Genomic DNA, 25,246 nt, shown 5'->3' on the forward strand with positions numbered 1-25,246 from the left:
GTGTGCCTGGACATGAGCTAAAACATGATTGACTGTCTGATCTTGAAAGGACCCGGTGCACGTGTCTGAAGACCTCCGCTACCAGGATCTCGCTACTTTTGACCCTGAAGTTCACGAAGCGATCGTTCAGGAGCTGTCGCGCCAGCGAAACACGCTGGAGATGATTGCCTCCGAGAACTTCGTTCCGCGAGCAGTGCTGCAAGCACAGGGTTCGGTGTTTACGAACAAATATGCCGAAGGCTACCCAGGTCGTCGCTACTACGGTGGCTGCGAGCACGCCGATATCGTTGAAGACCTGGCGCGCGACCGCGCGAAGGAGCTCTTCGGCGCGAAATACGCGAACGTGCAACCACACTCCGGTGCGCAGGCGAATGCGGCTGTGTTGATGGCGCTGTGCGAGCCGGGCGACACCATCTTGGGCCTCAGCCTCGCTCACGGTGGCCACCTGACGCACGGTATGAAGATCAACTTCTCCGGTAAGCTGTACAACGTCGCTGCGTACGAGGTTGAAAAAGACACGTGCACCATCGACATGGAGAAGCTGCGTGAACAGGCGCGCGAGGTCAAGCCGAAGGTGATCATCGCGGGTTGGTCCGCGTACCCTCGCCACGAGGACTTTGCTGAGTTCCGCTCGATCGCAGACGAGGTTGGTGCGTACTTGTGGGTCGATATGGCGCACTTCGCTGGCTTGGTCGCTGCTGGTCTGCACCCGTCGCCGGTGCCTCATGCACACGTTGTGTCCTCCACGGTGCACAAGACGATTGGTGGACCACGTTCCGGCTTCATCCTGACCAACGATCTCGAGCTGCACAAGAAGCTCAATTCGGCAGTGTTCCCAGGCCAGCAGGGTGGCCCGCTGGTGCACGTGATCGCTGCGAAGGCTACCGCCTTCAAGCTCGCCGCGACGGAGGCTTTCCGTAACCGCCAGGAGCGCACGCTCGAGGGCGCAAAGATTCTCGCCGAGCGCTTGACCCAGCCAGACGCCAAGGAAGCCGGCATCGACGTCGTCTCCGGCGGCACCGATGTCCACCTTGTGCTAGTGGACCTGCGTAACTCCGCGATGGATGGCCAGCAGGCAGAGGATTTGCTGCATAAGGCTGGCATTACGGTGAACCGCAACGCCGTTCCTTTCGATCCGCGTCCGCCAGCCGTGACGTCGGGGCTGCGTATTGGCACCCCGGCGCTGGCGACCCGCGGCTTCGGCAAGGAAGAGTTCGAGGAAGTCGCGGAAATTATCGCCGAGGCGCTCATCCAGGGTGAGAACGCCGACGTCGACGCCCTGCACGCCCGCGTAGACGCGCTGGCGGAGCGGTTCCCGCTCTACCCGGGCCTCGAAGATTGGAAGATGCTCTAAGAGCTACTGCTGCTGCTCGGCCTGGCGCTGCTCTGAATGAGTGGTGCGGGCCGAGCTCAACCATTCCGGCTGGTTTTTCAACAGCTCGTTGATCTCCTCAGTGGTGAGCGGCTTGTCCATGTCGTTTGCTTTGAGCGCGGTGATTGAGATCCCGAGTTTGCGCGCCACCTCGGGGCGGGGGTGTGGCCCATTGCGGCGCAGTTCCTGCAGCCACTCTGGGGGATTGTTCTGTAATTCGCGCAGTTGCGCGTGCGTCACGGCATTGTCTTGGAACTCCTGCGGCGTCGCTGGCAGGTAGATCCCGAGTTTCTTCGCGGCGGTCGCGGCCTTCATCGCGGTTCCGGATGGCTTCTGTGTAGTCATACACCAAACGGTAGCATTGTGCCATGCTATCGCTTGCTTTCGTCACCGGCACAGAGCCAGGGAAGTGGTTTAAACGCTTCGCACAGTCCACACCGCACTCGCTCGATACGCAAGGTGTCGACGACCCCTTCGCTGATCTCCTGGACGAGACGACTTCTACATCGCTGGCGCTGATGCGCCTGCCCGATGACCGTATTACCGATGAATTTCACGTGGTCCGTCTCTATACCGAGGCTCCCGGCGTTGCCGTGCCCAAGGACTCTTTGTTTGCAGAGCTTGGGGAGCGCGTCGATTACGCGGACCTCGAAGGCGAAATCATCAACTGGGTCTACCAGCCGGAGGCGTCACTTGAAGAGCTTCGTGGTGCATTGCAGGTCGTTGCGGCAAACGTTGGCGTGGCATTGGCTCCGTTGCCGTTGTTGAAAGTGCTTTCGAAGAAACAGATCGCGTGTTTGGAAGTTTGGCACGCTCCGCTGGTTGAAACTGAGATTGCGTTGGTGTGGCGGAAAGCCGACGACGGTGACGAGATCCAGGACTTTGTGGGCGTCGCAAAAGGGCGCACCGCTCGCTCGTCGAGGGGGAGTGAGCCGACTGCTGGGACGAGGCGGCGCAAACAGGTGTCAGACTCCCGTGCTGCGCAGGGCAAACGCTTATATACGAAACGTGGGAAAAAGCGCAAGGGTGCGACCGGGAAAGCACCCCGAACGGGGGTGAAACGGAGGCGGCGAAAGTGAAATTTGCATAATGGAAACCAGACAAATTCAACAACGAAAGGAAATTTTGATGAATTACAAGAAGGTTTTTACTTCCGCCGTTGCTGCTACCGCTCTGGCCGCAGGCTTGGTTGCTTGCTCTGACGGAGAGGGCGCCGATAGCACTGCTACCACCGCTGCGGATGGTGCTTCCGGCACCGCAACGGTGACCAACATCGAGACTGCTACAGAGGCAGCCGAGACGGAGACTGCTGCTGAGACCGCCACCGACGCTAATGGTGCAGAGGGCTCTACGGAGTCTGTCTCCTTGACTACCGCAGACGGTGAAGAGGTCAAGGTTCCAACCGGTCTGGTCCAGGCAATCGGCCAGTACGCTGACTCGGAGTGGGGCGAGCCAATGAAGGTTACGGAGCACGATGGCAGCTGGATCGTTGACTTTGACAATGACCACCACGTCGCCTGGAATGAAAACACCGGTGGCGCTCCGATCTGGGGCCAAATTGCTAACGTGTGGCTGACGAATGAAGGCGTTATGGACAAGGTTGGCTTCCCAACCGCAGCAGAGACCCCACTTCCAAATGAATCCGGCTGGTTCCAGGAGTTCGAGCACGGCACCATCGAGTGGACTCGTGAGAACAACGACACCGGCGCGTTCGCTGCAAACATCATCGAGAAGTAATTTGTAGCTCTACAACGGCTTTTGTCCCCGTTGGTTGCACGATGTGTGACCAATGGGGACAATGTTTTTTATGACCAAAAAAGGGTTTACCATTCGACCAATCCGGCCAGAAGACTACCCGCAGGTGCGTAGCATCTACGAGATGGGTCTGAGTACCGGAAACGCAACTTACGAGACGCGCGGCTTGACATGGGAGCAGTTTTCCAGGGCGAAGATCATGGAAACGGTGTTTGTTGCCGTTGATGAACACGATGACTCGCGTGTGCTCGGATGGGTAGCTGCGGCGAAGGCGTCGTCGAGAAGCGTGTTCCATGGAGTAGTTGAAGACTCCATCTACGTGCATCCGGATGCGCGCGGCATGGGGGTATCCGGTGCGCTGCTAGACAAGCTCATCGCGACGTGCATCGAACTTGATAAGTGGTCGATTCACTCGTGGATCTTCCCGGAAAACGAAGGATCGGCAGGGCTGCACAAGTCGCGCGGGTTCGAGAAAGTTGGCACCTTCCATCACATGGCGAAAATGTCCTACGGTGAGCGGGAAGGCCAGTGGCGTGACTCGGACATCTACGAGCTGCTGTTGCCGAAGCCGGGAGAAAAGAAACCAGGCAAAAGCCAGGTCTAGTCACGCCTCATCGTTCCTAGTCCAGCGTCTCTTTCAGCGGGTCCTCCCGGACCGGGAAGAGCAGCACCAACGCAACGGCGGCCAATGGGACCATCAGTAAGAACACTGGGGTCAGGCCGTCGTTGTAACTATTAAGGACGGCGTCGCGCAGTACGTCAGGCAGTTGTGCAACCGCGTGCGGGGTGAGGGAGTTGTGCCCACCGGCGCTCGAGAATTGCTCGGCGTAAGGGGCTGCCTCGCTAGGGGCCATCGAGGCCAATGCTTTTGGCAGGCGTTCCGCGAGCTCCTCCGTCATATTGTGAATGAACAGCGAACCAATAAGCGACGCACCGATCGCGGAGCCGATCTGTCGGAAGAAGTTGTTCGTCGCTGTTGCAGTACCGACCATTGCTAGTGGGAACGAGTTCTGGACAATAAGTACCAGTACCTGCATGACTAAGCCGAGTCCGAACCCGAAGATGAACATATAGATACCCAGCGTTGTCAACGGTGTGGACACTTCGAGCTGCGAGAAGAGGAAGAGTCCGACCGAAACGATGGCCATACCGATGATCGGGTAGACCTTGTAGCGGCCCGTTTTCGCGATAATGAACCCCACGGTAGTGCCAGTGCCCAAGATGCCGATGACCATTGGCAGCATCATCAGCCCCGCGTTCGTTGGCGTGAGTTCGTGCACCATCTGCAGGTAGGTAGGCAGGTAAGCAAGCGCACCGGTCATAGCCAGTCCCAGCACGGTGCCGGAGGCCGTCGTCAAGACCATGTTGCGATTGCGGAACAAGTGCATGGGGATGAGCGGGTTCGGTACGCGCAGCTCAACGAAGACGAACAGCGCTGCAGCGACAACCGCAAGCGAGGAAATACCCAAAATGATAGGCGAGGACCACTCATACTGAGTGCCACCCCACGTTGTGGTCAAAATAAGAGAAGTCGTGGCAACCGCCATGAGCACGGTGCCCAGCCAGTCGATGCTCTGTGCTGACCGCGACCCCTTGCGTAGGTGGAGCACGATTGTGCAGACCGTCATCGCGAGAAGCCCCAGCGGAATGTTCATCCAAAGGCCCCAACGCCAGCCGGGGCCATCCGTAAACCAGCCGCCCAACACGGGGCCAAGCACGGAAGAAACGCCGAATACTGCCCCCATCACACCCATGTACTTGCCACGGCTACGAGCTGGAACCACCTCCGCGATGATTGCCTGGGAGTTGACCATCATGCCGCCAGCGCCAAAGCCTTGGACGGCGCGCCCGATAATGAGCAGCTGCATTGACTGTGCAAGCCCACCCAAGGTGGAACCAATGACGAACAGGCCAATCGAGCCAATATAAGGCCACTTGCGTCCGACCCTGTCACCGAGCTTGCCATTAATTGGCATCGCGATTGTCATCGTGACCAGGAACGACGAAATCACCCAGCTCATGTGATCTACGCCACCAAGCTCACCGACAATCGTCGGCAGGGCAGTGGAGAAAATCATCTGGCCCAATGAGCTCATCAGCATCGTGATGAGTAGCGCTCCAAAGATCAGGCCAACGTGTGGCTTAGTGTTGTTTACCACTGCAACTCCTTTGCATACTTCGTGACGACGGCAGCTACGCTACGAGCCTGCTCCTTCGGCGAACCCTCCTCTTGGAAATGAAGGCTTCGCGCATAAAGCACAAGCGTTGTCCGAAAAAGTTCCACAACGATTCGGGCTTCTGCCTCTATGGCGACATCTAGACGGCGGTCTTCGGGGTGGCTCGCAAAATGCTCACGCACAGCCTGCTCGAGGTGTCGTAGCGTATCGCGTTTGCGGGCCAGCATCGCGTTTGCCAACGATGGGTTGTCCTGCATGAGCCGCTGGATTCGGCAGGCATCCTCGGCTCGATCTTCGGCACCTGATTCTTCCATTGCATCGATTACCAGGGCCAACATGTTCGTGGACGGCTCATCAGCAATGCGTGCAAAGCTCTCGCTGGTGAACTCGAGAGGGAAGGGGCCAAGCACAGCGTCATCTTTTGAGTCCATGTAGTTGAAGAACGTCCGCCGTGAAATGCCTGCACCTTGGCAGATCTCCTCGACTGTGACATTGTCATAGCCGTCGCGTGCCACAAGCGATGCAGCTGTATCGAAGATTCGCTGCCGTGTTTCGCGACGCTTACGTTGCCGCAGACCTTCTGACTGATCGGGAAAATTCACGGAGTGCAATCTTACACTCCGTGCAAAAATATCAAAAAACCTATTCAACCAGGAGCGATAGCGAGCCTTCCACGGTTGGAGAGCTATCACTACGGCGCTCGAAAAACTGTGCCTCAACGATTCCCGGCTCCGGGCTGGAGAAGTTCCACAAACCATCATCAGTAGTTGGAGGGCACTGTTTCGTTAGAGCGGAAGCACTGCCATCATGCGCGATAAGCGCCACGCAACCGCTCAGAGGATAGCTGACCATCCCTTGCCCTTCATGGAGGGAGAACACCGCCGGCCACGCCGCTACGGCAGCATCAGGGCTGTGCGATTGGAGGGTGCCTTGGAATGTTCCGGAGGGGGCGTCGTCACGCACTTGCGGAGCTTCAGGAAACGCAGTGACCGTCACAACTGCAGGCACCCCGTTAGGCTCCGGCTTTGGCTGAGCGGACCAGTACGCTGCGGCGAGCGCTATCCCGATAAGCGAGACCACCAGAGCTAAGACACCGCCAATAACCCATGGCTTATTTGAGCCCCCAGCTGTACGAAGCTGCGAAAAAGAATCAGACATAAAAATCATCCCTGGTCGTGCTCATGAACATGGGCAGTAGCAGGGATGATTGTAGCGAAGACTAGTTGCGTTCGGTATGAGCCATCGACAGGACGTTCAAACGCTTGTCGAGCTCCTCCTCAGTCAACGTTTCGCCGTCCACGAAGCCGAGGTCAATCACAGCCTGGCGGATCGTGATGCCCTCCTTCACCGCATGCTTTGCCACTTTCGCAGCGTTCTCGTAGCCGATTGCACTGTTCAGAGGGGTGACGATTGATGGTGAAGACTCCGCGAGCTGCTTCATGCGGGCCTCGTTCGCCTCGATACCGTCAACCAAGCGGGTAGCGAACTGTCGAGAGACGTTCGCCAGCAGGCGAGCGGACTCCAGCACGTTGCGCGCCATCATCGGGATGAACACGTTGAGCTCGAACTGGCCTTGCGAGCCGCCGAATGCCACTGCGGCATCGTTGCCGATCACCTGGGCTGAGACCTGGGTTGCCGCCTCGCACAGGACAGGGTTCACCTTGCCAGGCATGATCGACGAGCCTGGCTGCAGATCTGGGAGGTGAATCTCCGCGAATCCGGCGAGTGGGCCCGAACCCATCAGCCGGATGTCATTTGCAATCTTGTACAACGAGACTGCAACAGTGCGCATCGCACCGGAGAATTCCACCAGAGCGTCGCGTGCGGCCTGGGCCTCGAAGTGGTTCTTTGCCTCCGACAGCTGTGTCAGCCCAGTGATCTTCACCAGTTCTGCGGTGACCTTTGCGCCAAAGTCTGCTGGGGTGTTGATGCCGGTACCGACCGCGGTGCCGCCAATGGCGAGCTCGCCGAGGCGGCCAACAGTCGCCTCAACGCGCTCGATGCCGAGCTCGATCTGACGAGCGTAGCCGGAGAACTCCTGACCAAGCGTCAGCGGGGTCGCGTCCATCAGGTGAGTGCGGCCCGACTTCACTACCTCGTGCCATTGCTCAGCCTTCGCAGCCAGTGACTTCTGCAGCACCTGCAGGGCCGGGACCAGCACTTCGACGGCAGCTTCGGTGGCAGCAATGTGCGTTGCAGTTGGGAAGGTGTCGTTCGAGGACTGTCCCATGTTGACGTGGTCGTTCGGGTGGACTTCCACGCCGTTTGCGTGCGCGATCGAAGCAATGACCTCATTAGTGTTCATGTTCGAGGAAGTGCCAGAACCCGTCTGGAAGACGTCAATTGGGAACTGGTCGTTGTGCTTGCCGTCTGCGATTTCCTTCGCCGCAGCGATGATCGCGTCAGCCTTTTCCGCATCGAGCTTGCCCGAATCCTTGTTGACCTGCGCACACGCGGCCTTGAGGAGCCCAAGGGCGCGGATCTGCTGGTTCTCGAGGCCCCGGCCAGAGATCGGGAAGTTCTCTACAGCACGTTGAGTTTGAGCACGCCACAGTGCATCAACAGGTACTTTGACCTCACCCATGGTGTCGTGCTCTATACGGTACTGCTTATCGGCCATTCAATCTTTCCTTTACTTGATACTTACAGAAAATCGACGCTTTGAATTACTTGATCGGGCCGGAGTAATCGATCACCGAGTACTCCTGAAGCTTCGGCAGCTGGTGGAGGGACTCCACGTAGCGGACGGTGCCAGACTTCGAGCGCATTACCAACGAACGGGTGGTAGCGCCATTTTTACGGTAGGAGACGCCGCGCAGCATGTCGCCGTTGGTGACACCGGTAGCCGCGAAGTAGCAGTTATCGGAGGCCACCAAGTCGTCGAGGCCAAGCACACGGTCGAGATCGTGGCCCGCTGCCAGCACGCGTTCGCGCTCTTCATCGGACTGCGGTGCGAGCTGGCCCTGGATCTCACCACCAAGGCACTTCAATGCACACGCCGTGATAACCCCCTCCGGTGTGCCACCGATGCCCATCGCCATGTCAATGGAGTTGGTGTTCTGGGCAGCAGCGATGGCACCAGCAACGTCTCCGTCCATAATGAAACGTACCTTGGCACCAGCCTTGCGAATCTCCGCAACCAGCTTGTTGTGACGTGGGCGGTCGAGTACCACCACAGTCACGTTACCAACGCCGACTCCCTTGGCTTCTGCCACTGCCTTAATGTTGAACTCGACGGACTTCGTAATATCGATGACCCCGACAGCCTCAGGGCCGACTGCAATCTTGTTCATGTAGAACGCGTCCTGCGGGTTGAACATGGAACCACGGTCGGCAGCCGCGATAACCGAAATAGCATTCGGGCGACCTTCCGCCATCAGGCGCGTGCCGTCGACTGGGTCAACCGCCAGATCAACCTGTGCGCCAAAACCGTTGCCGACACTTTCGCCGTTAAACAACATCGGCGCCTCGTCCTTTTCGCCCTCGCCAATGACGATGACGCCGTCCATCGTGACGGAGTTGATCATCTTGCGCATGGCGTCGACTGCGGCGCCGTCACCTTCATTTTTCATCCCGCGACCTACCCAGCGGCCAGAGGCAAGCGCAGCAGCCTCGGTAACGCGCACGAGCTCCATTGCAAGGTTACGGTCAGGGAAGTTTTCAGAAGTTTGTTCAGACATGAAACAGTGCCCTCCTGCGGCAAACTAGTTTTAGTTGTGACAACATCGACATCATGCCGCGTTGCAAAGCCATACCACTGCGGTCTGGCACACCTCTATCATGGCACTTTTGCCAGACATGAACCGTCGTTTCTACACCTAAAATAGGGCAATGCTGCGAATAGTGGTGTCTGAACTGGGGACTTCCTGCGTAAAAAGCCAACGCGCGGGGGTAAAAGACAAATTCGGGGGTATCAGGAATCCATGTCATACTGGAGCGCGTGGCTCAAGAAAACAAACCTCGCATTTTCCAAGACGGCAGAGACATGCTCATCAACGTCATCTTGATCGTGGTCGTCATGATCATTGCCGTTGGTGCGACCGGGCTGTGCACGTTCAATCCCGGTAAGCCCGAAAATGGGCCTGTGCAAGAAGTCGATGCGAAGACGTTCCTTGGCCTTGAGGCTCGCGGAGTCGATTTTCCGGTGCGCTACCCTCAAATGCCAACAGGTTGGGTGACGAACTCCGCGCGGCGAAGCATGATCGCTCAGCAGCCAGCTCCAGTCGTAGGGTGGGTCACGCCCGATGGTGGCTTCATCCAGCTGACGCAAACGGGTGCGGACAGCAAAACGGTCCAGTCCGAGGTCGACGGAAAGCAGCGCACGCTTGACCGCCAGGACACGATCGATGGCCACAGCATTGAGATATTCAAGGGTACCGAGGCGAAAACTCGCCCACTGTGGGTTATCGATGCTGGCGACGCACGATTCGCCGTCACAGGTGCCGGAACAGACGCCGAGTTTGAGGAACTGATACGTACTGCGCTCGCGACCGAGCCGCTGTCAGCGCAGTAGACGCCGTGGCAGCAGGCTATTCCGACTGTGGTGTTTGCTCAGTCGCGTCGCGCTGCTGAATAGCGGCCTCGACACGTTTTGATGCTCCCTCGAGTAGCTGCTCGCAGCGCTTCGCGAGCCCCTCGCCGTACTCCCAATACTTCAGTGATTCGTCAAGGCTCATTTGCCCGAGCTCGAGGACCCTCACTGTTTCTACGAGTTGCTGCCTAGCTTGCTCGAACGAAAGCGTTGCGGGGTCGGGGAATGCGGCGTCGGTGGGTTGGCCATTGCCATACGTGTTTTCGGACATGGATTGTCTCCTTGATGCTAGATGCTAGTGAAATTGCTGTGTGGATTTAATCGGCGGGGGTGGTCCCCATTGCTGCTGCGGTGATGGAACCGTCCGCGACGCGGATGCGCAGCTGCGATCCGGGGGGTGATTGTTCGATGCTGGTGACAACCTCAGGATCGGAATGGTCGCGGGGGAGGACTTGTACTACGGAATATCCGCGCGCGAGAGTTGCTGCTGGCCCTAACGCCGAAACTTGTGAGCGGAGCGCAGCGACCTGCTGCGTTTCTCGCGCCAACAGGTGGCTGATCTCTCGTCGCATCGAAGCAACCTGCTGTGAGACCTCTTCGCTTCGACGCTCAATTGCCAGTAACGGGTTCTGCATCACCGGACGCGAGCGCCAGTACTGGATCTCTTCCGATTTGGTGGAAACCCAGGTGCGCAGCGCCTGCGCGCTGCGTGCGCGCGCCTCAGACAGAAACGCAAGCTCCTGGGTGGCATCGATGACGACGCGTTTAGCGGCGTCGGTTGGAGTGGCCGCGCGTAAGTCAGCGACGTTGTCGAGCACCGGGTTGTCTGGTTCGTGCCCAATGGCGGATACCACCGGCGTTCCCGCCGCAGCCACAGCGCGCTGCAGCGCCTCCTCAGAAAACGGAAGGAGGTCCTCGACCGAGCCTCCGCCACGGGCAATGATGATGACCTCAACATTGGGGTCCGCGTCAAGCGTCTGCAGGGCCTGAATGACCTCAGGCACCGCGTTCGGTCCCTGTACCGCGGTGTTGATCACGCGGAATTGGACCGCGGGCCAACGGCTCTGCGCCACGGAAAGCACGTCGCGCTCGGCGGCTGAGCCGCGACCAGTAATGAGGCCAATCGTGTTCGGGAGCAGGGGAATCGGCCGTTTGCGGGCGCGGTCAAAGAGACCCTCACTTGCAAGCTGTTTCCGAAGCTGCTCAATCTTCGCGAGCAATTCACCGATACCGACGTGGCGAATCTGCGTCGTCCACATCGAAAAGGAGCCGCGGCCCTCGTAGAAGGCCGGCTTGCCGTAGATGACGACGCGGTCACCGTCCTTTGGTGGCGTCGGCAAGCTCCTTAAGTAGTCCGAGGAAACCGTAAGCTGCACGCTCGTTTCCTGCTGCGTGTCGCGGAGGGTGAGATAGGAGAATTTCCAGCTCGGCTTGTAATTCACCTGCGTGAGCTGGCCTTCAACCCACAAGTGGCCCAGACGGTTAATCCACCCCTTGACCGACTTATTCAACTTTGCCACTGGCCATGGCTGTTCAGGGCTACTTGGTGAGGCTGAACGCTCACCTTGTACTTGTGTCAACACCGCTCCTTTCCCAGCGTGTCGATGGAATACGCTGTCATTGTTTCATAGATAGATCACCACAAGAATGTGTACCTACTGTTTTAGACGTTGATTCGGTAGGGTCGGTTCCATGACAAATCAGGGTAAAAAAGTTCTTCTGGCAGCACCTCGCGGTTACTGCGCAGGTGTGGATCGTGCAGTTGTCACTGTAGAAAAGGCGCTGGAAAAATACGAAGCCCCAATTTATGTGCGAAAAGAGATCGTCCACAACAAGTACGTAGTGGAAACACTAGAGAAGCGCGGCGTCATATTTGTTGACGAAACCGACGAGGTCCCCGAAGGCTCGCACCTTGTCTTTTCCGCGCACGGAGTTTCCCCCGCGGTCCGCGAAGCAGCGGACGGGCGCAACTTGCTGGCGCTCGACGCCTCGTGCCCGCTCGTGACCAAGGTGCACAACGAGGTGAAGCGGTTTGCCAAGCACGGATACCAGATCTTGCTTGTCGGCCACGAGGGCCACGAGGAGGTCGAAGGTACCGCAGGTGAGGCCCCGGAGGTCACCCACCTCGTTGACGGAGTCGAGGGTGTCGACGCACTTCCCGACTTCCCAGAGGGGACGAAGCTAGTGTGGTTATCCCAGACCACCCTGTCTGTTGATGAAACGATGCTGATCGTTGAAAAGCTGCGCGAGCGCTACCCAGATCTAGAAAACCCGCCTAGCGACGACATCTGCTACGCAACGCAAAACCGTCAGGTAGCAGTGAAGAAGATCGCACCGCAGACGGAACTCGTTATTGTGGTCGGCTCGCAAAATTCTTCCAATTCGAAGCGCCTGGTGGAAGTAGCGCTCGACGCTGGTGCCAACAACGCATACCTCATCGACTACGCCCACCAAGTACAAGACGAATGGTTCGAGGGCGTCAACACCGTTGGCGTAACATCGGGAGCTTCGGTGCCGGAAATTCTGGTTCAGGAGCTGCTCGCGGAGCTGGCGAAGCGCGGTTACACCGATGTAGAGGAAGTCACCACTACGGTAGAGACGATCACGTTCGCGCTGCCGCGGGATCTGCGTCAGCCGCGCCGTAGCAGCTAGTGCTCGTCTAGCCTTCGCCTAGCGATCTTCGTTTTTGTACAGGTCCTCGCCAAGGCGTGAGGCAACTCGCCGGGCCCGCTCCCCACGGGGGCGGGCCTGACTGCGTTCTGCCTTCGTTCGCTTCAACAGCTCATCGACCGTGATGCCACCCTGGCTGCGTTCACGGGCCCGACGACCTTCGCTATTGGTCCTGCGGTTCGACTGGCTCATGCGGCGGCGCTGCGCTCGCTCCCGGCGCAGGACTTCATCGTTATGGCGTTGGATCAGCCAGTAGCGCACGATGGCGATCACCAGGGCACCAGCAGTCACCGTGAAGAGAATAGGGAAGTGCTCGATTACTGGGTAAAGCACCATAAGGATAGCGGTTTTCCCGCCTGCACCAGCGGCCCCGAGCTGATTGCGTGCTGAAATCAGTCCAAATCCAAGCAGCGCAATGACGAACAAAAGCGGGGTAGCCGCGACGGTAAGGAACAAACCCCGTGGGTCTACCAGCGTCGTCACGGCGATGACCGCGACGCTGAACAGTACGAGCAGAGGCCATCCGATGTATCCCGCCGACGTTGCGATGACGACGCCGGTCAGCAGCGCAGCAAAGATAATGCCGATGCTGGAAACGGTAGGCAAACCGTGGAAGGTGGCGGTACCAGAGCGCGGGGATCGGAGAGAGTTTTGAGACACGCTGGGCATTCTACCCGGCCTACCCCCGAGTCTTGCCAGTTTGACCCGCTCCAGGGGCTAACAATTCGACGAATCTGAGTCGCGGAGTCTCGGTCGCGCATCGATAGGGTGAAGCTCCGGCGCGCTCGACGAGTGCCCAGCTGCACCTAGTTCCTCGAGCTTACGAGCGGTGACCATCACCCGACTGTCGAGCGACGCCAGTGTTGCGTTGTACGACTCGACCGCCTTCTCAAGACTGCTCCCGACGCGGTTGTAGTGCTCTGTCAGCGTGCCGAGACGCCGGTACAGCTCTTCGCCAAGACGCTGGATGGTCTGCGCCTCCCGATTCATGGAATCTTGCCTCCACCCAAGTTCAACCGTGCGCAGCAGTGCGAACAGCGTCGTGGGGGTCGCGATGACGACGTTGCGGGCAAAAGCGTAGTCGAGCAGCTCCGGGTCGATAGCGAGACCGGCGTCCAAGAATGGGTCAGCTGGGACAAACATCACGACGAATTCCGGGCTGGGCTGAAATGCCTTTATGTATGACTTTGAGGACAGCGTATCGACGTGGCTTCGCAGCAGGTGCGCGTGTCTACGCAGGTAGCCTTGCTTTTCTTCCGGGTCTTCCGTGTTGAGCGCATCGAGGTATGAAGAAAACGGAACCTTGGCGTCGACGATTATGTTTCGATCCTGGGTGAGCCGGATAACCATGTCCGGGCGTAGCGAGGCGCCGTCGAAACGCATGTACGCCTGAGCGTCAAAGTCGACGTGCTCTACCATCCCACCCAGCTCTACCACGCGCTGCAGCTGCACCTCGCCCCATCTGCCTCGGACCTGCGGTGAGCGCAGTGCAGTGATGAGCTGATCAGTCCGGTCCCCGAGCCTGGATGAGGTGCGCGCAATTGCTTGTACTTGGCCTGCCAAGGCAGACTGCGCTACTGCTTGCTCTTTATCGATGTCTTCGAGACGAACCTGTAGGTCACGAAGTGCCTGGGCCAGCGGGCGTAGATCAGTAGGCGGGTGCTGTTGGGGGTTGGTACGCTGCATCCAAAACGTGCCGCCAAAAAAGCCCAGGATGGCCCCAACGAGGAGGCCCGTAAAGATCAATAGCAGTGCGGTCGATGCGTCCATGTGCATTAGTAGAGCACATGAGCGGGACAAAACTAGGCGTTAGGACGCAGTCGATCGAACACCTGTTTTAACTTGTCGGGCTTGTACCGTGGACGGAAGCGGCGATCGGGTTGATCAAGATCCTCCTCCGCGGACTCTCCCTGTGCAGCCTCCGAGGGGACAGTGGCTGCCCATTCATCTTCCTCGCGCAGCGCATCGCGCTTGTGCTGGCTTTCGATGCTTTCCAGCTCAGCAATCGCACGACCTTCCTCGGTGATGAAAGAAAGATCTTCCGGGCGTACTTCCCCTGAGTGGATGCGCACAATATCGAGCGCGTAGCGGTAGCAAACCGCGATCATCGCAGCTACGGGGACTGCCAAGAAGGCACCAATCAGGTTGAAGAGTCCACCACCTACGGTCACGGAGACCAGCACGATCACTGGATGCAAGTTCATTGCACGGGACTGCAGCATCGGGGAGAGCACATTGCCTTCCAGCTGTTGGATAACAATGACGATGGCAAACACAATCAACGCTTGGGTTACGCCAAGCGACACCAACGCGACCAAAATGGCAAGCGCGCCTGCCACAACCGCACCCACAATCGGGATGAACCCCGCGATGAACGTCAGCACAGCGAGCGTGAACGCCATCGGGACGCCCACGAAGTAAATGCCGAGTCCGATGAAGATGGCGTCGACAAGCGAGACAACAGCTTGGGCGCGAATAAAACCACCAAGCGTGTCCCACGCTCGAGTGAAGAGCTCAGTGAAATGAAGGCCTGCGCGACCCCCGGTAGCACTGCGAAGCCAAGGCAAAAACTTGTGGCCATCCTTCAAAAAGAAGAACGTCAAGACAAGCACCACAAACAGTGTGACAATCAGGCCTGCGGCAGTGCCAATACCCGTGAATACACCGCCAGCGATTGCCCCGGCCTGCTTCTGGAGCCACTGCGCAATCTCGTTCACGCCCTCATCAAGATCATCGGGGTTGACATTGAGCGGTGGACCCTGCAGCCAGAGCTGCAACCGCTGCACACCTTCGAGCGCTTGCAGATAGAGCAACCTCGAGTGCGCCGCAATGTCCGGGGCAATCAACGAGACGAGAAAGCCGAGAAATCCAAAGAAGCCAAGCAACGTCAAGAGCGCCGCAAATCCAGCTGGTATGCCATGCTGGCGCAGCCAGCCCGCAACGGGCGCGAGCACAGTGCAGATGATGAGCGCAAGAACAACCGGAAGAATGCCTGCCCAAAACATCCCGATCACTTTGCCAAGCGCGGCCAAAAACACTGCGACAATGAGGACTCGCAGCGTCAACGTCGCGGCGGACTTGATCCACGCGCGGTAGACAATGCCGCGATCAATCGGATTGGCGTCGTAGTCGAGAGGTTTCTGAGTGCTCACGCGACCTATTGTGCCCCATCCGAGGGAGAAAGAAACGTAACCCGACCGCGAGCTGCAAACTTTTCGACGGCAACGCGATGGGTGGGCTAGGATTGGCCAGCGTGAGTCTTACACTTGGAATCGTCGGTTTGCCCAATGTCGGAAAGTCAACCCTTTTTAATGCGTTGACGCGGAATGATGTGCTCGCTGCGAACTACCCGTTCGCAACCATCGAGCCGAACGTGGGGTTGGTTGAACTGCCAGACCCGCGCCTGAAGCGCTTAGCTGAGATCTTTGAATCCGAACGCATCCTGCCCGCGACGGTGTCGTTCGTTGACATCGCTGGCATCGTCAAGGGGGCGTCCGAGGGCGAAGGTATGGGCAACGCCTTCCTTGCCAACATTCGTGAAGCAGACGCCATTTGCCAAGTCGTTCGCGCCTTCGCTGACGACAATGTCATTCACGTCGACGGGAAAGTCGACCCCGCATCTGACATCGCAGTCATTAACACCGAGCTGATCCTGGCTGACCTGCAGACGATCGAGAAAGCGTTGCCGCGCCTGGAGAAGGAAGGCCGCAAGAGCAAGGACGTGGCAGCAGAGGCCGAGGAGGCCAAGAAGGCGCAGGCGGTGCTTGAAGACGACCGCACCCTTTTCGCCGCCGCAAAGGCAGGAGACATCGACCTCGATTTGCTCCACCACCTGCACCTCATGACGGCGAAACCATTCCTCTACGTATTCAACTCCGACGAAGCCGTGCTCACCGACGAAGGCCGGAAACAAGAGCTGCGAGAACTTGTCGCACCGGCAGAGGCAGTCTTCCTGGACGCGCAAACAGAGACCGAGCTGCTCGAACTAGACGAAGAGGACGCGTCGGAGCTCCTCGCCTCCGTTGGACAGGACGAACCTGGACTGGAAACGCTCGCAAAGGCAGGCTTCGCAACCCTCGGCTTGCAGACCTACCTTACTGCTGGGCCAAAGGAGGCCCGCGCATGGACGATCCACCAGGGCGATACCGCACCGAAGGCTGCCGGCGTCATCCACACCGACTTTGAGAAAGGCTTCATCAAGGCCGAAATCGTCAGCTTCGAAGACCTCGACAAGTTTGGGTCCATGGCCGAAGCGCGCGCCAACGGCAAGGTGCGTCAAGAAGGCAAGGAATACGTCATGGAAGACGGAGACGTGGTCGAGTTCAAGTTCAACGTGTAGTCACGCCTCGGGACTGCCAAAACCCGGGGTCTTCGGGATTTCGCGTAACGGCCCAAGTGAGTCCCGGTGCCTCGTGGCGAGCTCGACATCCGAGGTGGAGGCGGCGGAAGAGGGCGAGCAGCTCGTCGACAAACTCAACCTCGACTGTGGCAGCGTCCCAAAGAACGCCGTCCCAGCCTTCGTCGTGGACTGCGGTCGCCACGCGGCGACGCGAGTCACCGACGGGATTTGGGGCTATCGCCACCGGTTCGCGTGCTGGTTGTCGCGTTTTCGTTGTAGCCGCTGCCGAACAACCTCCGCAGACTCCACATCCGCGCCCCCCACTCTAACCGGCGGGCACAGGAATTCCCTGCTATTTCCCAAGCTCTTTGCGGCGCTCGGCCGCGAGTTTCAGCCGCTCGGCGCGATCGGAACGTTCCTTCTCCAGCAGTTCCTCGAGGATCTTGTCTTCCTCGTCGGAGATGTCGAAGACGGCGTACCAAGCGAATACGAGTATGCCCACCACGGGATACACCACCCAGGCGTAGTCCAGGTCGAACCCAAGCTGCAGCACGAAAAATACCGCTAAGCCGCCTATGAGGGTGGTGTAGATTGCGGTGTCCATCTTCCGCTTCGCTGCGAGTTTCTCATCCAGCTCGACCTCGGACGGGATCCGCTTTTCCAATGCGACCGGTTCGGCCGGGAGGTCGTCGAAAAGCATTGAAAGCTCCCCGCGAGTGCGCGCAACCGCGGCTTGACCTGTGCGTTCTTCGAACTCTGCCACATCAAGGTAGCCGTCTGCGAGCAGTGTGCCCAGCCGGTCCAGCGCGTCCGAGCGCTCGGCGTCGCCCACGCGGATTTCGTCCATTATCGCTCCCAACTTGCACTTGCCCTTGCGGCAAGCTGTTCAATCGCAGCCATGGCAGATGGTATCGAATACACAATCAGCGAGGCCGCAGAAGCCCTCGGCGTTTCCACCAAGGCGCTGCGTCACTGGGAGGCGCTCGGCCTCATCGCACCCGCGCGCACGTGGGCCGGCCACCGTGTTTACAGCGAGGCGGACCTCGAGCGCGGCGCGGCCATCGCCCTCTACCGCGGAGTCGGCGTGCCGCTTGCGCAGATCGCGCAGCTTCTCGACGCCTCCGGAGCCGCCCTCACCCGCGCCCTCAAGCACCACCAAGAAGCACTCGCGTCTCGACGGCGCACGCTCGACGCCCAACTCAAATCTGTCCAGCACCTCATTGACAACGCAACGAAAGGATCGATCGACATGGACGCAATGAAGAAGTACCTCGGCGAAGATATGCCCGCCTACCAGGAGGAGGCTGAGCAGCGCTGGGGTGATACCCCGGAGTGGGCGCAGTCCCAGAAAAAGCTCGCCCAAATGGGCGAAGGTGACTTCAAACGCCTGCAGGAAGAACAGGACGCGCTCGCCGCGGATCTGATCGCCGCACGCGATTCCGGCGTGGACCCCGGCTCCGAGGAAGCCGAAGCACTGGTGGAGCGCCACCGCGCAAGCATCGCCCAGTGGTACGAGGCGACCCCGGCTCGCCAGCTCATCCTCGCGCGCATGTACGTTGACGACGCGCGCTTCCACGAAGCCTACGGCGGCGCGCAGGACTACCTGCTCGAGCTGGTCACCGCCCACGCGGCGACCGAAGGCGTGGACGTGGACAACCCGCAGTGGGGTTAGAAACGGAGCAGTAATCCTTCCAACTCTTGCTGGAGTAAACGCTGTGCCGTCACTGGAACCCTTCTTGTGTGAATCTCTCCAGTACCATCGCGATCTTCCTGCCCGCTGCGCTTTTGGTACTTGGCGCGATACCGTTCTGGGAGCGCATCCGTCAGATGCCACGCGCAGGTGCCGCCCAGGCTGGAGCGAATGCCGCGGTGGTCGGCATTCTCGGCGCAGCGCTGTACACCCCGGTGTTCACCGCCGGGGTTTCCGGCGTGATCACTCTGTCCATCGCCGTGGTCTGCTACGCCGCGCTCACCTCGTGGAAGGTCCCGCCGTGGGCGGTCGTCGTCGGCGCGGCCCTGGTCGGCTAGATTGTGCTGTGAACTTCGCTCTCGCCCGGTGCTCGGCGCTGAAGCGCGCCAAGGGAGGGAACCGGGACTAGAACGTCACGTTGGCCAGCACCGCGCCGGTGGGTTGCGCCGCGCCGGCGGCGACTTCCTCGGTTACGAGGACTGAAGCAGTTCCACCGGGCAGCGGCATCCACACGTCGTCGTGGGGTTCCTGGCTGATGACTCCAGCCGATTCCACGGCGCCGTCAGCCATGACTGCCCACACTTGTGCACCCATGCCGTCGTTGAGAGCTGGCTGGCCGTTGACCATGGCGCCGCCCTTGCCCATGTCAGAGCTGATCACGATGTCGAGGCTCGCGCCCATCGCGTCGGCCTGACCTTGACGCGCGTCGTCGGCCTCCATGATTGCGTGCATTTCTTCGACGCCTTGGGCTGTCACGGATTCGCGTGACTCGTCGACAGTGATTTGGGTGACCGCGAACCCGCCACCGGCGATTAGCACAACGGCGGCTGCTGCGGCGGTTGTGAGACGTCGCCCGGAGCGGTTCTTCCGCGCGGTGTCGAAGTCAGCGACCTGGTCGGTGGCGTCGATACGCTCCATGATTGAGCGTTTGAGCTCCGGTGGCGGAGTGACCGGCGTGGCTGCGGAATTGAAGAGGTCCTCGATATCTTTATCCATCACAGGCCTCCTTTCAACGACACGGCCTTGCGAAGCTTTTGCAACCCGTCGCGTACCCGGGTTTTGGCTGTTCCGAGAGCGACGCCAGTGGCATCGGCGATTTCTTGGTGGGTGAGTTCCCCAAAATACGCGAGCATGAGCGCACTTCGATGAGGCTCTCCGATTGAATCAATGAGTTCTTGTAGCTCCTCAGACTCTAGTCGCTGTTGAGCTTCGTCCTCAGCGGCAGCGACCCACGTGGTCAGTTGACTGTTGAAATCGTCGGTGTCGCGGGCTTGGGAGCTGCGCCAGCTCCGCAGCCGATCGATGGCGCGCGATTTGGCGAGCCGCAGTACCCATGACTTGGCGCTGCCGCGGTGTGGGTCGAAGGTGTGGGCGCTTAGCCATACCTCCACGAAGACTTCTTGGGTGACCTCTTCCGCTTGGGCCCGGTCACGCAAGATGTGGGTGGTGAGACCTAGAATCTGTGGGGCCAGAACGTCGTAAAGCTCGGCGAAGGCGACTTTATCGCCCGCGCGCACGCTTTCTAAGAGACGGTCCGGATCCACGGATTCTAAATCTAACACCTGGGTTATGTGCTACTTGGATTCTTCCATCATTTTGTCTTCGCTCATCATGGCATCGGAGGACGGTGCCATGGAATCGCTCATCATCGCCTCGGAAGACGGTGCCATGGAATCTTCGCTCATCATGGCATCGGAGGACGGGGTCATGGAGCCGTCCATCTTGTCCTCCATATTCTCCTCGGAGTCGTTGCATGCGACGAGGCCGACGGCGGCGATGACGATGGCGCTGGCGCTGGCGATTGCGCGGTTGATAGACATAGCGTCTCCTTCACTTTTTCGGTTCGCAGGCGCAGTGTTTCTGGCCCGTCACTGAGTACTACGGAGCCGGGGGCTGATGCGGATTGGACCAATCCGGTGCGGGTGCTCACTCCGTAGTGCTGGGTGTAGGAAAGGCAACCGGAAAGTAGAGGAAACTCATGATCAGCGTGATTCTTGTCGGATTCATCGGAGGTGTGATCACGGCATTGTCGCCGTGCATTTTGCCAGTGTTGCCGGTGGTGCTGGGGGTCAGCGTCGGGCGTAAACCGTCGCACGTGGTGACAGGTTTGGTCGTGAGCTTCGCCGCGATCGCGCTGCTGGGTACGATTCTGCTTAGTGCGCTGCATTTGCCACAGTCGGTATTGCGCTGGGCGGGAGTGGTGTTGCTGGCATGGGTGGGGCTGGGAATGATTTTCCCGCCAGTGGGGGAGGTGTTGCAGAAGCCCTTTGACGCGCTTCCGCGCCCCACGGCATTGCAGGAGAAAACGCGCGGCAAGGGAGGTTTTCTCATCGGTCTGGCCCTTGGCGCGGTGTACGTTCCGTGCGCGGGCCCGGTGCTTGCAGCGGTGACGGTGGCGGGCTCGACTGGGCAGATCGGCTGGAACACGGTGGTGCTCACTGTCGCGTTCGCGATTGGGTCCGCGCTGCCGCTGTTCGTGTTCGCCCTGGCGGGCAACAAGATCGGTGACAAGGTAGACGCGGTGCAGCGCCACCGTAAGGCCATCGGCGTGCTCATCCTGGTCTTCACTGTGGCGTTGGCTCTCGACGCGTCGGCGGCGATCCAGCGTGCCCTGCCGAATTGGACGTCGTCGCTGTCGAACCGTTTTGAGAATTCGGACTTGGCCAATGACGCTCTCAGCAAGGTCGGCCCAACTGGGAGCGGTTCACTGCAGTCGTGCCGCCGTGCCGACCCCGCGCAGCTGCAGGATTGTGGCCCGGCACCGGAATTCGCGGGGCTGACGAACTGGATCAACACCGACCAGCCGCCGAGCCCGCAGGACGGTGGTGTCATGCTCGTTGATTTCTGGGCGTACGCCTGCATCAACTGTCAGCGTGCGGGGGAGCACATCACCAAGCTTTACGACACTTATCGCGATTCCGGCCTCACCGTCGTCGGCGTCCATTCCCCTGAGTACGCTTTCGAGCACGACCTGGGCAATGTCCGCAACGCCGTAGAAAAGGAAGGTATCCACTACCCGGTGGCGCAGGACAATGACTTCGCTACATGGAGGAATTTCAACAACCGCTACTGGCCAGCCCGCTACCTGGTGGACAAGCACGGCAACGTCCGGCAGATCGTGGAAGGGGAGGGAAGCTACGCCGAAACAGAAAAGCTCGTGCGTGAATTGCTCATCGACGCCAACCCCGACGTCGACCTCCCCGAACCGGTCGAAAGCGGCGAAGCAGCAGGCGGTACGAAGGGCCGCAACCCGGAAACTTATCTCGGCACTGCGCGCGCCGAGTACACCAAGCAGCCCGGTTACACCGACGGCGAGCACGACTTCGGTGAACCGGCCGCTCCGGAGCGCGGCATGTTCACTTTGAACGGGACGTGGATTCTCGAGGAGGAATCAGTGCAGACCACCAGTGGAGGACACCTGGACATCAACGTCTTCGCCAAGTGGGTCCAGCTCGTGGTTTCGGGTGAAGGCGAGATCGAGGTCGAGTATCCGGACGGTGCGACAAAGTCGTTCCCGGTCACAGATGGAACCCTCGACCTTGCGAAAAGCGACACGCCCACCGAGGGAGTGCTGCACATCCGGCCCACGGCAGGCGTGAAACTGTATTCGTTGACCTTCGGCTAGGCAGAGACAACCTTGTCCAGCGTCTCGGCGAACCGCGCGACGGTGCCGTCGACATCGCCCCACTTGTCCAAGCCGAACAGACAGATGCGGAAGGCGGAAAAGCCCTCCGGCTCGCCGACCTGCAGCGGAACACCGCTGGCGATCTGGACGCCGGCCTGCTTGAACGCGGATCCGTTGGCCTGCTCCGGGGCGGTGGCGTACATGACCACGATGGAGGTGGCCTCGAAGCCGGGGGCGGCGACGGAGACGTAGCCTTTGTCCGCCAGCAGCTTGCGCACCTTGGTGCCCAACTCGACCTGGCGGGCGGTGTACATTTGACGCGCATCTTCCCGTGCCCTACTGCTTCCCGAGTTGCTAGATGTTCCGGGAGCGATAGCGCCATGACCGCATCCTGCGGTACTTCTCTGGATTTACTTGCTGTCTTTAGCGGGAAGGTTTCTTTGCGCCGACACGCCGTCGAGTTCAAGTTCAATACAACTGCTGGCAACAAGAAGTAATTTATTACTTTGAGCAACTCGAATAGCCGAGGTCTGGTGTTATTGAATGAAGGATTTAGGACAGGTTGAAAATGAAATTCGGGATTCGAGAACTAAGCCACTCGTCTCGGAAGCGATCAGGTGTTACAACGCAGGTGCATATAGAGCTGCGCTAGTTTCGCTTTGGATAGCCGTAAACGTCGATCTTATTCAGAAGCTGCAAAACTTGTCCGATACCGGTGATGGAGCAGCTCGGGATTACTTAAGTACGTTCACGAAAGCGATTGAGACTAGAAACGTGCATCAAGCGCAAAACTTTGAACGAAACCTTCTCGAAAAATGCAAAGATGATTTTGACCTGCTAACGCATCGTGAGTATCAAGAGCTCAAACGGCTGCGGGAAGATCGTGATTTATGTGCACACCCAGGATTTACCGATACCGACACCCTCTTTCAACCGGGTAACGAACTTGTTCGGGCCCACATCATTTCAGCGCATCTAGCTACTTTTTCACATCCGCCGATCGCTGGTAAAACCCAAATTCAGCTCTTGGAAAGTGAAATCGCTGGTGATGGCTGGCCGGACACTAGTGACTACTTTGTCGAACGGTTCTTTAAACGATCCACAGAGTCAGTTCAAAAAAACTTGGTCAAACTTATTCTTAAGTGGAGCCTGAGGCCTGAGGCCAATGGCCAGCAACTCAACCCTCGAGTCGGTACTCGAGCGCGGAAATCGATTCTCAGGCTGGCAGAAGAAGCCCCCGCGGTTTTCAACGAGTCCTTGGAGTCGGTCCTATTGAACTGGGAAGACAGTGGTAAGCTCGATGATGCGACGCTTATAAGAGCTGTGGGAACCTTTGGCGCGTACCAAGTATTTTGGGATTTACTGCCATCTACCGCGGAGAGGCGAGCATCAACTTTAATCTCGGGAGCAGACGATCGAAAACTTTTAAGCCAGGGGTTCCTTGTTGGTGGTGTGCCGTTGAGGGACGAATACGCTTGCCGATGGAGGAAGATTTTAGGAACTCTGAATGCAGATGACTTGGTAGGGTTACAAGAGTTAGCTACACGACACGATCTCTTACTCAAAAGAGCGTTCGAGCTCGTTGAGGAATCGGGCAACTTTCGAGTGGCAGAGGCGAATCTCCGGGTTGTTGAGACTTTCGCGTCTTGGCTGCAACCCCAGCATATTGAAGCTCTTGAGTATGCGATCAAACATAACGATCACGATCAGGTTCGTTTGGCAGCAGCCACCGAGGCGATACTAATGAGCATCCTTGATCAGCAGGTGGAGCCGGTAAAGGCGAAGAGTGCTTGGACCTCTTTAGCGGAATGGCTATCGAAGCGAGGGGAGCAAGACGGGGGAATTGACTACCGTTATTCGAATTTGCGCGAAGCCGTACTGATGCTGGGAGACTAGCAGAGCGGTAGTTTCGAAGTGGTATGAGACAGTGAACTCTAAGCAAGCACTGCCCGATGGAGGTCAGGCTAAGATCCGTATCGCGGTATTCGGAATCCGGAAACGTGCCCAGCGGTGATGACGAGGTAACTTTGCAATGGCATCCCGTTTAATTCAAGTTCAACGTGTAGCTCCGGGCATTAATGACGCTTCGCGTTATTGGGGGGTAGCTTGAAAGGTGGCCCAGTAGGTCACAGACAAGGACGCTGAAAGATTGTGGAATTGAGAGCGCGGTGGAGAGTTTGATTACCTCTGCCAAGCTTCCCCTGTCCAAGCTGGTGGGGTTTTATTTGTGCTCATTGCTGGCCACCGCCCAGGAGCCGAGCGAGACGGTGGATCTGCTGATCGCTCAGCCGGGGGAGCAGCGGCGGCGATGCGGCTCACGGCCGACTCGATATCCTCAAATGTCGGCTGGCGGCCGGTGGGGTGTTTGAGGGCCTCGAGGTCAGCCCTCTCGATCTTGATGCGCCCACCGATTTTGCTGGCGCGCAGATATCCCTCGGAGATGTACTTGCGGAGGGTGGAGTAGCCGCCGAAACCTTCGGCCACCGCATCCTGCAGGGTAAGAAGTGTTTTCTCGTCTTCTAGTGACGGTAACGCGAATGCGCTCATGGAAACTCCCGGTAGCGTTTCTCCTTCTGTCAAGAAGGCGCTACCGGAGCCAATTGGCGCTCCGGCCCGGGGTCCATCCCCTCAGGCGTGTTCGGCGAGCTCGTTCCGTCGCGCGGGCCAGTGGCGACCATTGTCGCCAGACGTCCAATCCAGTGACGTCCCAGGCAATTACTCCCGTCATGCTTTAGATGAAGGATGGTCACACCATCACAACGTGACGCCAGAATAACACGGATGAGCGGACCAGAGCGTGACTGAGCGTTGTGAAGTTATAGTTATGTGAAACGTGGTGGTCCAGTTCAACATATAGTGCTCTGTCGTAATTACACTTCTGATATTGATCAATTTTGGGCTGCGCGTTCAGGTATAAGGAATCGTTTATCCATTAAACTCTCTAAACCTGGATCTGGAGCGACCTAGTTTATGGGGAGTAACTTGCGCGACTGGAGGCGTAACCCGTGAGGACTAGAGCAGGCTACATTGACCGAAGTAAGCTGAAGAACTGGGCCGATACTCGTAATTCGGAGTCTGAACTCCCGC

At 58.7% G+C, this 25,246-nt stretch carries 29 protein-coding genes; 11 read left to right on the forward strand and 18 right to left on the reverse strand.

Going from position 1 to position 25,246, the window contains the following annotated elements:
- Nucleotides 1-61 precede the first annotated feature (61 nt).
- Nucleotides 62-1,354 (forward strand): serine hydroxymethyltransferase, encoded by a 1,293-nt coding sequence (gene glyA / locus QP802_RS02915; RefSeq protein ID WP_071573306.1) that lies wholly within the window; start codon nt 62-64, stop codon nt 1,352-1,354.
- Between the two features lie 3 nt (nt 1,355-1,357).
- Here the strand turns inward: glyA and QP802_RS02920 are convergent, their stop codons facing one another.
- Nucleotides 1,358-1,717 (reverse strand): DUF5997 family protein, encoded by a 360-nt coding sequence (locus tag QP802_RS02920; RefSeq protein ID WP_070362760.1) that lies wholly within the window; start codon nt 1,715-1,717, stop codon nt 1,358-1,360.
- 23 nt (nt 1,718-1,740) lie between these two features.
- Here QP802_RS02920 and QP802_RS02925 point away from each other — a divergent pair, with 23 nt between their 5' ends.
- The 3 genes from QP802_RS02925 to QP802_RS02935 all read left to right on the forward strand — a co-directional run bounded on the left by QP802_RS02925 (nt 1,741) and on the right by QP802_RS02935 (nt 3,731).
- A complete protein-coding gene (locus QP802_RS02925; RefSeq protein WP_284817556.1) occupies nt 1,741-2,451 on the forward strand; it encodes a LysR family transcriptional regulator substrate-binding protein in 711 nt (236 codons plus the stop codon).
- Nucleotides 2,452-2,500: 49 nt separating this feature from the next.
- The gene (locus QP802_RS02930; RefSeq protein ID WP_070362758.1) at nt 2,501-3,109 is read left to right on the forward strand and encodes an LGFP repeat-containing protein; all 609 of its coding nucleotides are present in this window, start codon (nt 2,501-2,503) and stop codon (nt 3,107-3,109) included.
- Between the two features lie 70 nt (nt 3,110-3,179).
- Nucleotides 3,180-3,731, forward strand: a complete 552-nt coding sequence (locus QP802_RS02935; RefSeq protein WP_070479325.1) for a GNAT family N-acetyltransferase — start codon at nt 3,180-3,182, stop codon at nt 3,729-3,731.
- 16 nt (nt 3,732-3,747) lie between these two features.
- On the opposite strand, the gene QP802_RS02940 is transcribed toward QP802_RS02935, so the two are convergent.
- The 5 genes from QP802_RS02940 to glpX all read right to left on the reverse strand — a co-directional run bounded on the left by QP802_RS02940 (nt 3,748) and on the right by glpX (nt 8,984).
- Nucleotides 3,748-5,286: an MDR family MFS transporter gene (locus QP802_RS02940; RefSeq protein ID WP_070362756.1), complete on the reverse strand. Its 1,539-nt coding sequence runs from the start codon at nt 5,284-5,286 to the stop codon at nt 3,748-3,750.
- Nucleotides 5,280-5,906, reverse strand: a complete 627-nt coding sequence (locus QP802_RS02945) for a TetR/AcrR family transcriptional regulator (RefSeq protein ID WP_284817558.1) — start codon at nt 5,904-5,906, stop codon at nt 5,280-5,282. Before QP802_RS02945 ends, QP802_RS02940 begins: the two co-directional genes overlap by 7 nt.
- A 40-nt stretch (nt 5,907-5,946) precedes the next feature.
- On the reverse strand, nt 5,947-6,462 hold the full coding sequence (locus tag QP802_RS02950) for a hypothetical protein (protein WP_284817560.1): 516 nt from the start codon (nt 6,460-6,462) through the stop codon (nt 5,947-5,949).
- A gap of 61 nt (nt 6,463-6,523) precedes the next feature.
- Complete coding sequence (locus tag QP802_RS02955) at nt 6,524-7,924, reverse strand: class II fumarate hydratase (RefSeq protein ID WP_070976196.1); 1,401 nt, start codon at nt 7,922-7,924, stop codon at nt 6,524-6,526.
- A gap of 46 nt (nt 7,925-7,970) precedes the next feature.
- A complete protein-coding gene (gene glpX, locus QP802_RS02960; protein ID WP_070362753.1) occupies nt 7,971-8,984 on the reverse strand; it encodes a class II fructose-bisphosphatase in 1,014 nt (337 codons plus the stop codon).
- Nucleotides 8,985-9,244: 260 nt separating this feature from the next.
- Here glpX and QP802_RS02965 point away from each other — a divergent pair, with 260 nt between their 5' ends.
- A complete protein-coding gene (locus QP802_RS02965) occupies nt 9,245-9,817 on the forward strand; it encodes a DUF4245 domain-containing protein (RefSeq protein WP_070362752.1) in 573 nt (190 codons plus the stop codon).
- Between the two features lie 16 nt (nt 9,818-9,833).
- Here QP802_RS02965 and QP802_RS02970 read toward each other — a convergent pair whose 3' ends face one another.
- Both QP802_RS02970 and xseA read right to left on the reverse strand, forming a co-directional pair.
- Complete coding sequence (locus QP802_RS02970; RefSeq protein WP_070362751.1) at nt 9,834-10,106, reverse strand: exodeoxyribonuclease VII small subunit; 273 nt, start codon at nt 10,104-10,106, stop codon at nt 9,834-9,836.
- 46 nt (nt 10,107-10,152) lie between these two features.
- On the reverse strand, nt 10,153-11,415 hold the full coding sequence (xseA, locus tag QP802_RS02975; protein ID WP_284817562.1) for an exodeoxyribonuclease VII large subunit: 1,263 nt from the start codon (nt 11,413-11,415) through the stop codon (nt 10,153-10,155).
- Nucleotides 11,416-11,527: 112 nt separating this feature from the next.
- On the opposite strand from xseA, the gene QP802_RS02980 reads away from it, so the two are divergent.
- Nucleotides 11,528-12,487 (forward strand): 4-hydroxy-3-methylbut-2-enyl diphosphate reductase, encoded by a 960-nt coding sequence (locus QP802_RS02980; protein ID WP_284817563.1) that lies wholly within the window; start codon nt 11,528-11,530, stop codon nt 12,485-12,487.
- Nucleotides 12,488-12,505: 18 nt separating this feature from the next.
- Here the strand turns inward: QP802_RS02980 and QP802_RS02985 are convergent, their stop codons facing one another.
- The 3 genes from QP802_RS02985 to QP802_RS02995 are packed head-to-tail and all read right to left on the reverse strand — an operon-like array spanning nt 12,506 to nt 15,657.
- Nucleotides 12,506-13,165: a DUF6542 domain-containing protein gene (locus QP802_RS02985; RefSeq protein ID WP_176754833.1), complete on the reverse strand. Its 660-nt coding sequence runs from the start codon at nt 13,163-13,165 to the stop codon at nt 12,506-12,508.
- 57 nt (nt 13,166-13,222) lie between these two features.
- Entirely contained in the window at nt 13,223-14,275 is a 1,053-nt protein-coding gene (locus QP802_RS02990) for a DNA recombination protein RmuC (protein ID WP_070976198.1), read from the reverse strand.
- A gap of 32 nt (nt 14,276-14,307) precedes the next feature.
- Nucleotides 14,308-15,657: an AI-2E family transporter gene (locus QP802_RS02995; RefSeq protein WP_284817564.1), complete on the reverse strand. Its 1,350-nt coding sequence runs from the start codon at nt 15,655-15,657 to the stop codon at nt 14,308-14,310.
- A 101-nt stretch (nt 15,658-15,758) separates the two neighbouring features.
- Here QP802_RS02995 and ychF point away from each other — a divergent pair, with 101 nt between their 5' ends.
- On the forward strand, nt 15,759-16,844 hold the full coding sequence (gene ychF, locus QP802_RS03000; RefSeq protein WP_284817565.1) for a redox-regulated ATPase YchF: 1,086 nt from the start codon (nt 15,759-15,761) through the stop codon (nt 16,842-16,844).
- On the opposite strand, the gene QP802_RS03005 is transcribed toward ychF, so the two are convergent.
- Nucleotides 16,834-17,088 (reverse strand): hypothetical protein, encoded by a 255-nt coding sequence (locus QP802_RS03005; protein WP_145945254.1) that lies wholly within the window; start codon nt 17,086-17,088, stop codon nt 16,834-16,836. The genes ychF and QP802_RS03005 overlap by 11 nt on opposite strands.
- A 108-nt stretch (nt 17,089-17,196) precedes the next feature.
- Entirely contained in the window at nt 17,197-17,691 is a 495-nt protein-coding gene (locus QP802_RS03010; RefSeq protein ID WP_070362745.1) for a DUF1707 SHOCT-like domain-containing protein, read from the reverse strand.
- A 51-nt stretch (nt 17,692-17,742) separates the two neighbouring features.
- On the opposite strand from QP802_RS03010, the gene QP802_RS03015 reads away from it, so the two are divergent.
- On the forward strand, nt 17,743-18,516 hold the full coding sequence (locus tag QP802_RS03015) for a MerR family transcriptional regulator (RefSeq protein WP_070362744.1): 774 nt from the start codon (nt 17,743-17,745) through the stop codon (nt 18,514-18,516).
- 68 nt (nt 18,517-18,584) lie between these two features.
- Nucleotides 18,585-18,872, forward strand: a complete 288-nt coding sequence (locus QP802_RS03020; protein WP_070362743.1) for a chromate transporter — start codon at nt 18,585-18,587, stop codon at nt 18,870-18,872.
- A 67-nt stretch (nt 18,873-18,939) separates the two neighbouring features.
- Here QP802_RS03020 and QP802_RS03025 read toward each other — a convergent pair whose 3' ends face one another.
- From QP802_RS03025 to QP802_RS03035, 3 genes are read right to left on the reverse strand one after another with little or no spacing between them, the layout of a single operon-like run.
- Nucleotides 18,940-19,530, reverse strand: a complete 591-nt coding sequence (locus tag QP802_RS03025) for an anti-sigma factor (protein ID WP_284817566.1) — start codon at nt 19,528-19,530, stop codon at nt 18,940-18,942.
- Nucleotides 19,530-20,078: a sigma-70 family RNA polymerase sigma factor gene (locus QP802_RS03030; protein WP_284817635.1), complete on the reverse strand. Its 549-nt coding sequence runs from the start codon at nt 20,076-20,078 to the stop codon at nt 19,530-19,532. Before QP802_RS03030 ends, QP802_RS03025 begins: the two co-directional genes overlap by 1 nt.
- Before the next feature lie 30 nt (nt 20,079-20,108).
- Nucleotides 20,109-20,354, reverse strand: coding sequence for a hypothetical protein (locus tag QP802_RS03035; RefSeq protein ID WP_083316924.1), 246 nt, complete (start codon nt 20,352-20,354; stop codon nt 20,109-20,111).
- A 158-nt stretch (nt 20,355-20,512) separates the two neighbouring features.
- On the opposite strand from QP802_RS03035, the gene QP802_RS03040 reads away from it, so the two are divergent.
- Nucleotides 20,513-22,159, forward strand: a complete 1,647-nt coding sequence (locus QP802_RS03040) for a cytochrome c biogenesis protein CcdA (RefSeq protein ID WP_284817567.1) — start codon at nt 20,513-20,515, stop codon at nt 22,157-22,159.
- On the opposite strand, the gene QP802_RS03045 is transcribed toward QP802_RS03040, so the two are convergent.
- Nucleotides 22,156-22,473 carry a hypothetical protein gene (locus QP802_RS03045; protein WP_070484391.1) on the reverse strand — a complete coding sequence of 106 codons (318 nt, stop codon included), beginning with the start codon at nt 22,471-22,473 and terminating at the stop codon, nt 22,156-22,158. The two genes, QP802_RS03040 and QP802_RS03045, sit on opposite strands and share 4 nt — an antisense overlap.
- 229 nt (nt 22,474-22,702) lie before the next feature.
- On the opposite strand from QP802_RS03045, the gene QP802_RS03050 reads away from it, so the two are divergent.
- Nucleotides 22,703-24,055, forward strand: coding sequence for a hypothetical protein (locus tag QP802_RS03050; protein WP_252931089.1), 1,353 nt, complete (start codon nt 22,703-22,705; stop codon nt 24,053-24,055).
- 285 nt (nt 24,056-24,340) lie between these two features.
- Here the strand turns inward: QP802_RS03050 and QP802_RS03055 are convergent, their stop codons facing one another.
- Nucleotides 24,341-24,643, reverse strand: coding sequence for a helix-turn-helix domain-containing protein (locus QP802_RS03055; protein WP_284817568.1), 303 nt, complete (start codon nt 24,641-24,643; stop codon nt 24,341-24,343).
- Between the last annotated feature and the right edge of the window lie 603 nt (nt 24,644-25,246).

Origin of the sequence: Corynebacterium sp. UMB10119B (genome assembly GCF_030228125.1) — a bacterium.
GTDB classification, from domain to species: Bacteria; Actinomycetota; Actinomycetes; order Mycobacteriales; family Mycobacteriaceae; genus Corynebacterium; species Corynebacterium pseudogenitalium.

Coding starts and splice junctions, on each gene's coding strand:
- QP802_RS02950 (WP_284817560.1), bottom strand. CDS start 6,462: ATGTCTGATTCTTTTTCGCAGCTTCGTACAGCTGGGGGCTCAAATAAG.
- QP802_RS02920 (WP_070362760.1), bottom strand. CDS start 1,717: ATGACTACACAGAAGCCATCCGGAACCGCGATGAAGGCCGCGACCGCC.
- QP802_RS02980 (WP_284817563.1), top strand. CDS start 11,528: ATGACAAATCAGGGTAAAAAAGTTCTTCTGGCAGCACCTCGCGGTTAC.
- QP802_RS03045 (WP_070484391.1), bottom strand. CDS start 22,473: ATGTACACCGCCCGCCAGGTCGAGTTGGGCACCAAGGTGCGCAAGCTG.
- QP802_RS02935 (WP_070479325.1), top strand. CDS start 3,180: ATGACCAAAAAAGGGTTTACCATTCGACCAATCCGGCCAGAAGACTAC.
- QP802_RS02990 (WP_070976198.1), bottom strand. CDS start 14,275: ATGGACGCATCGACCGCACTGCTATTGATCTTTACGGGCCTCCTCGTT.
- QP802_RS03050 (WP_252931089.1), top strand. CDS start 22,703: ATGAAGGATTTAGGACAGGTTGAAAATGAAATTCGGGATTCGAGAACT.
- QP802_RS03015 (WP_070362744.1), top strand. CDS start 17,743: ATGGCAGATGGTATCGAATACACAATCAGCGAGGCCGCAGAAGCCCTC.
- glpX (WP_070362753.1), bottom strand. CDS start 8,984: ATGTCTGAACAAACTTCTGAAAACTTCCCTGACCGTAACCTTGCAATG.
- QP802_RS03035 (WP_083316924.1), bottom strand. CDS start 20,354: ATGTCTATCAACCGCGCAATCGCCAGCGCCAGCGCCATCGTCATCGCC.
- QP802_RS02925 (WP_284817556.1), top strand. CDS start 1,741: ATGCTATCGCTTGCTTTCGTCACCGGCACAGAGCCAGGGAAGTGGTTT.
- QP802_RS03025 (WP_284817566.1), bottom strand. CDS start 19,530: ATGGATAAAGATATCGAGGACCTCTTCAATTCCGCAGCCACGCCGGTC.
- QP802_RS03010 (WP_070362745.1), bottom strand. CDS start 17,691: ATGGACGAAATCCGCGTGGGCGACGCCGAGCGCTCGGACGCGCTGGAC.
- QP802_RS02955 (WP_070976196.1), bottom strand. CDS start 7,924: ATGGCCGATAAGCAGTACCGTATAGAGCACGACACCATGGGTGAGGTC.
- QP802_RS03040 (WP_284817567.1), top strand. CDS start 20,513: ATGATCAGCGTGATTCTTGTCGGATTCATCGGAGGTGTGATCACGGCA.
- QP802_RS02970 (WP_070362751.1), bottom strand. CDS start 10,106: ATGTCCGAAAACACGTATGGCAATGGCCAACCCACCGACGCCGCATTC.
- QP802_RS02930 (WP_070362758.1), top strand. CDS start 2,501: ATGAATTACAAGAAGGTTTTTACTTCCGCCGTTGCTGCTACCGCTCTG.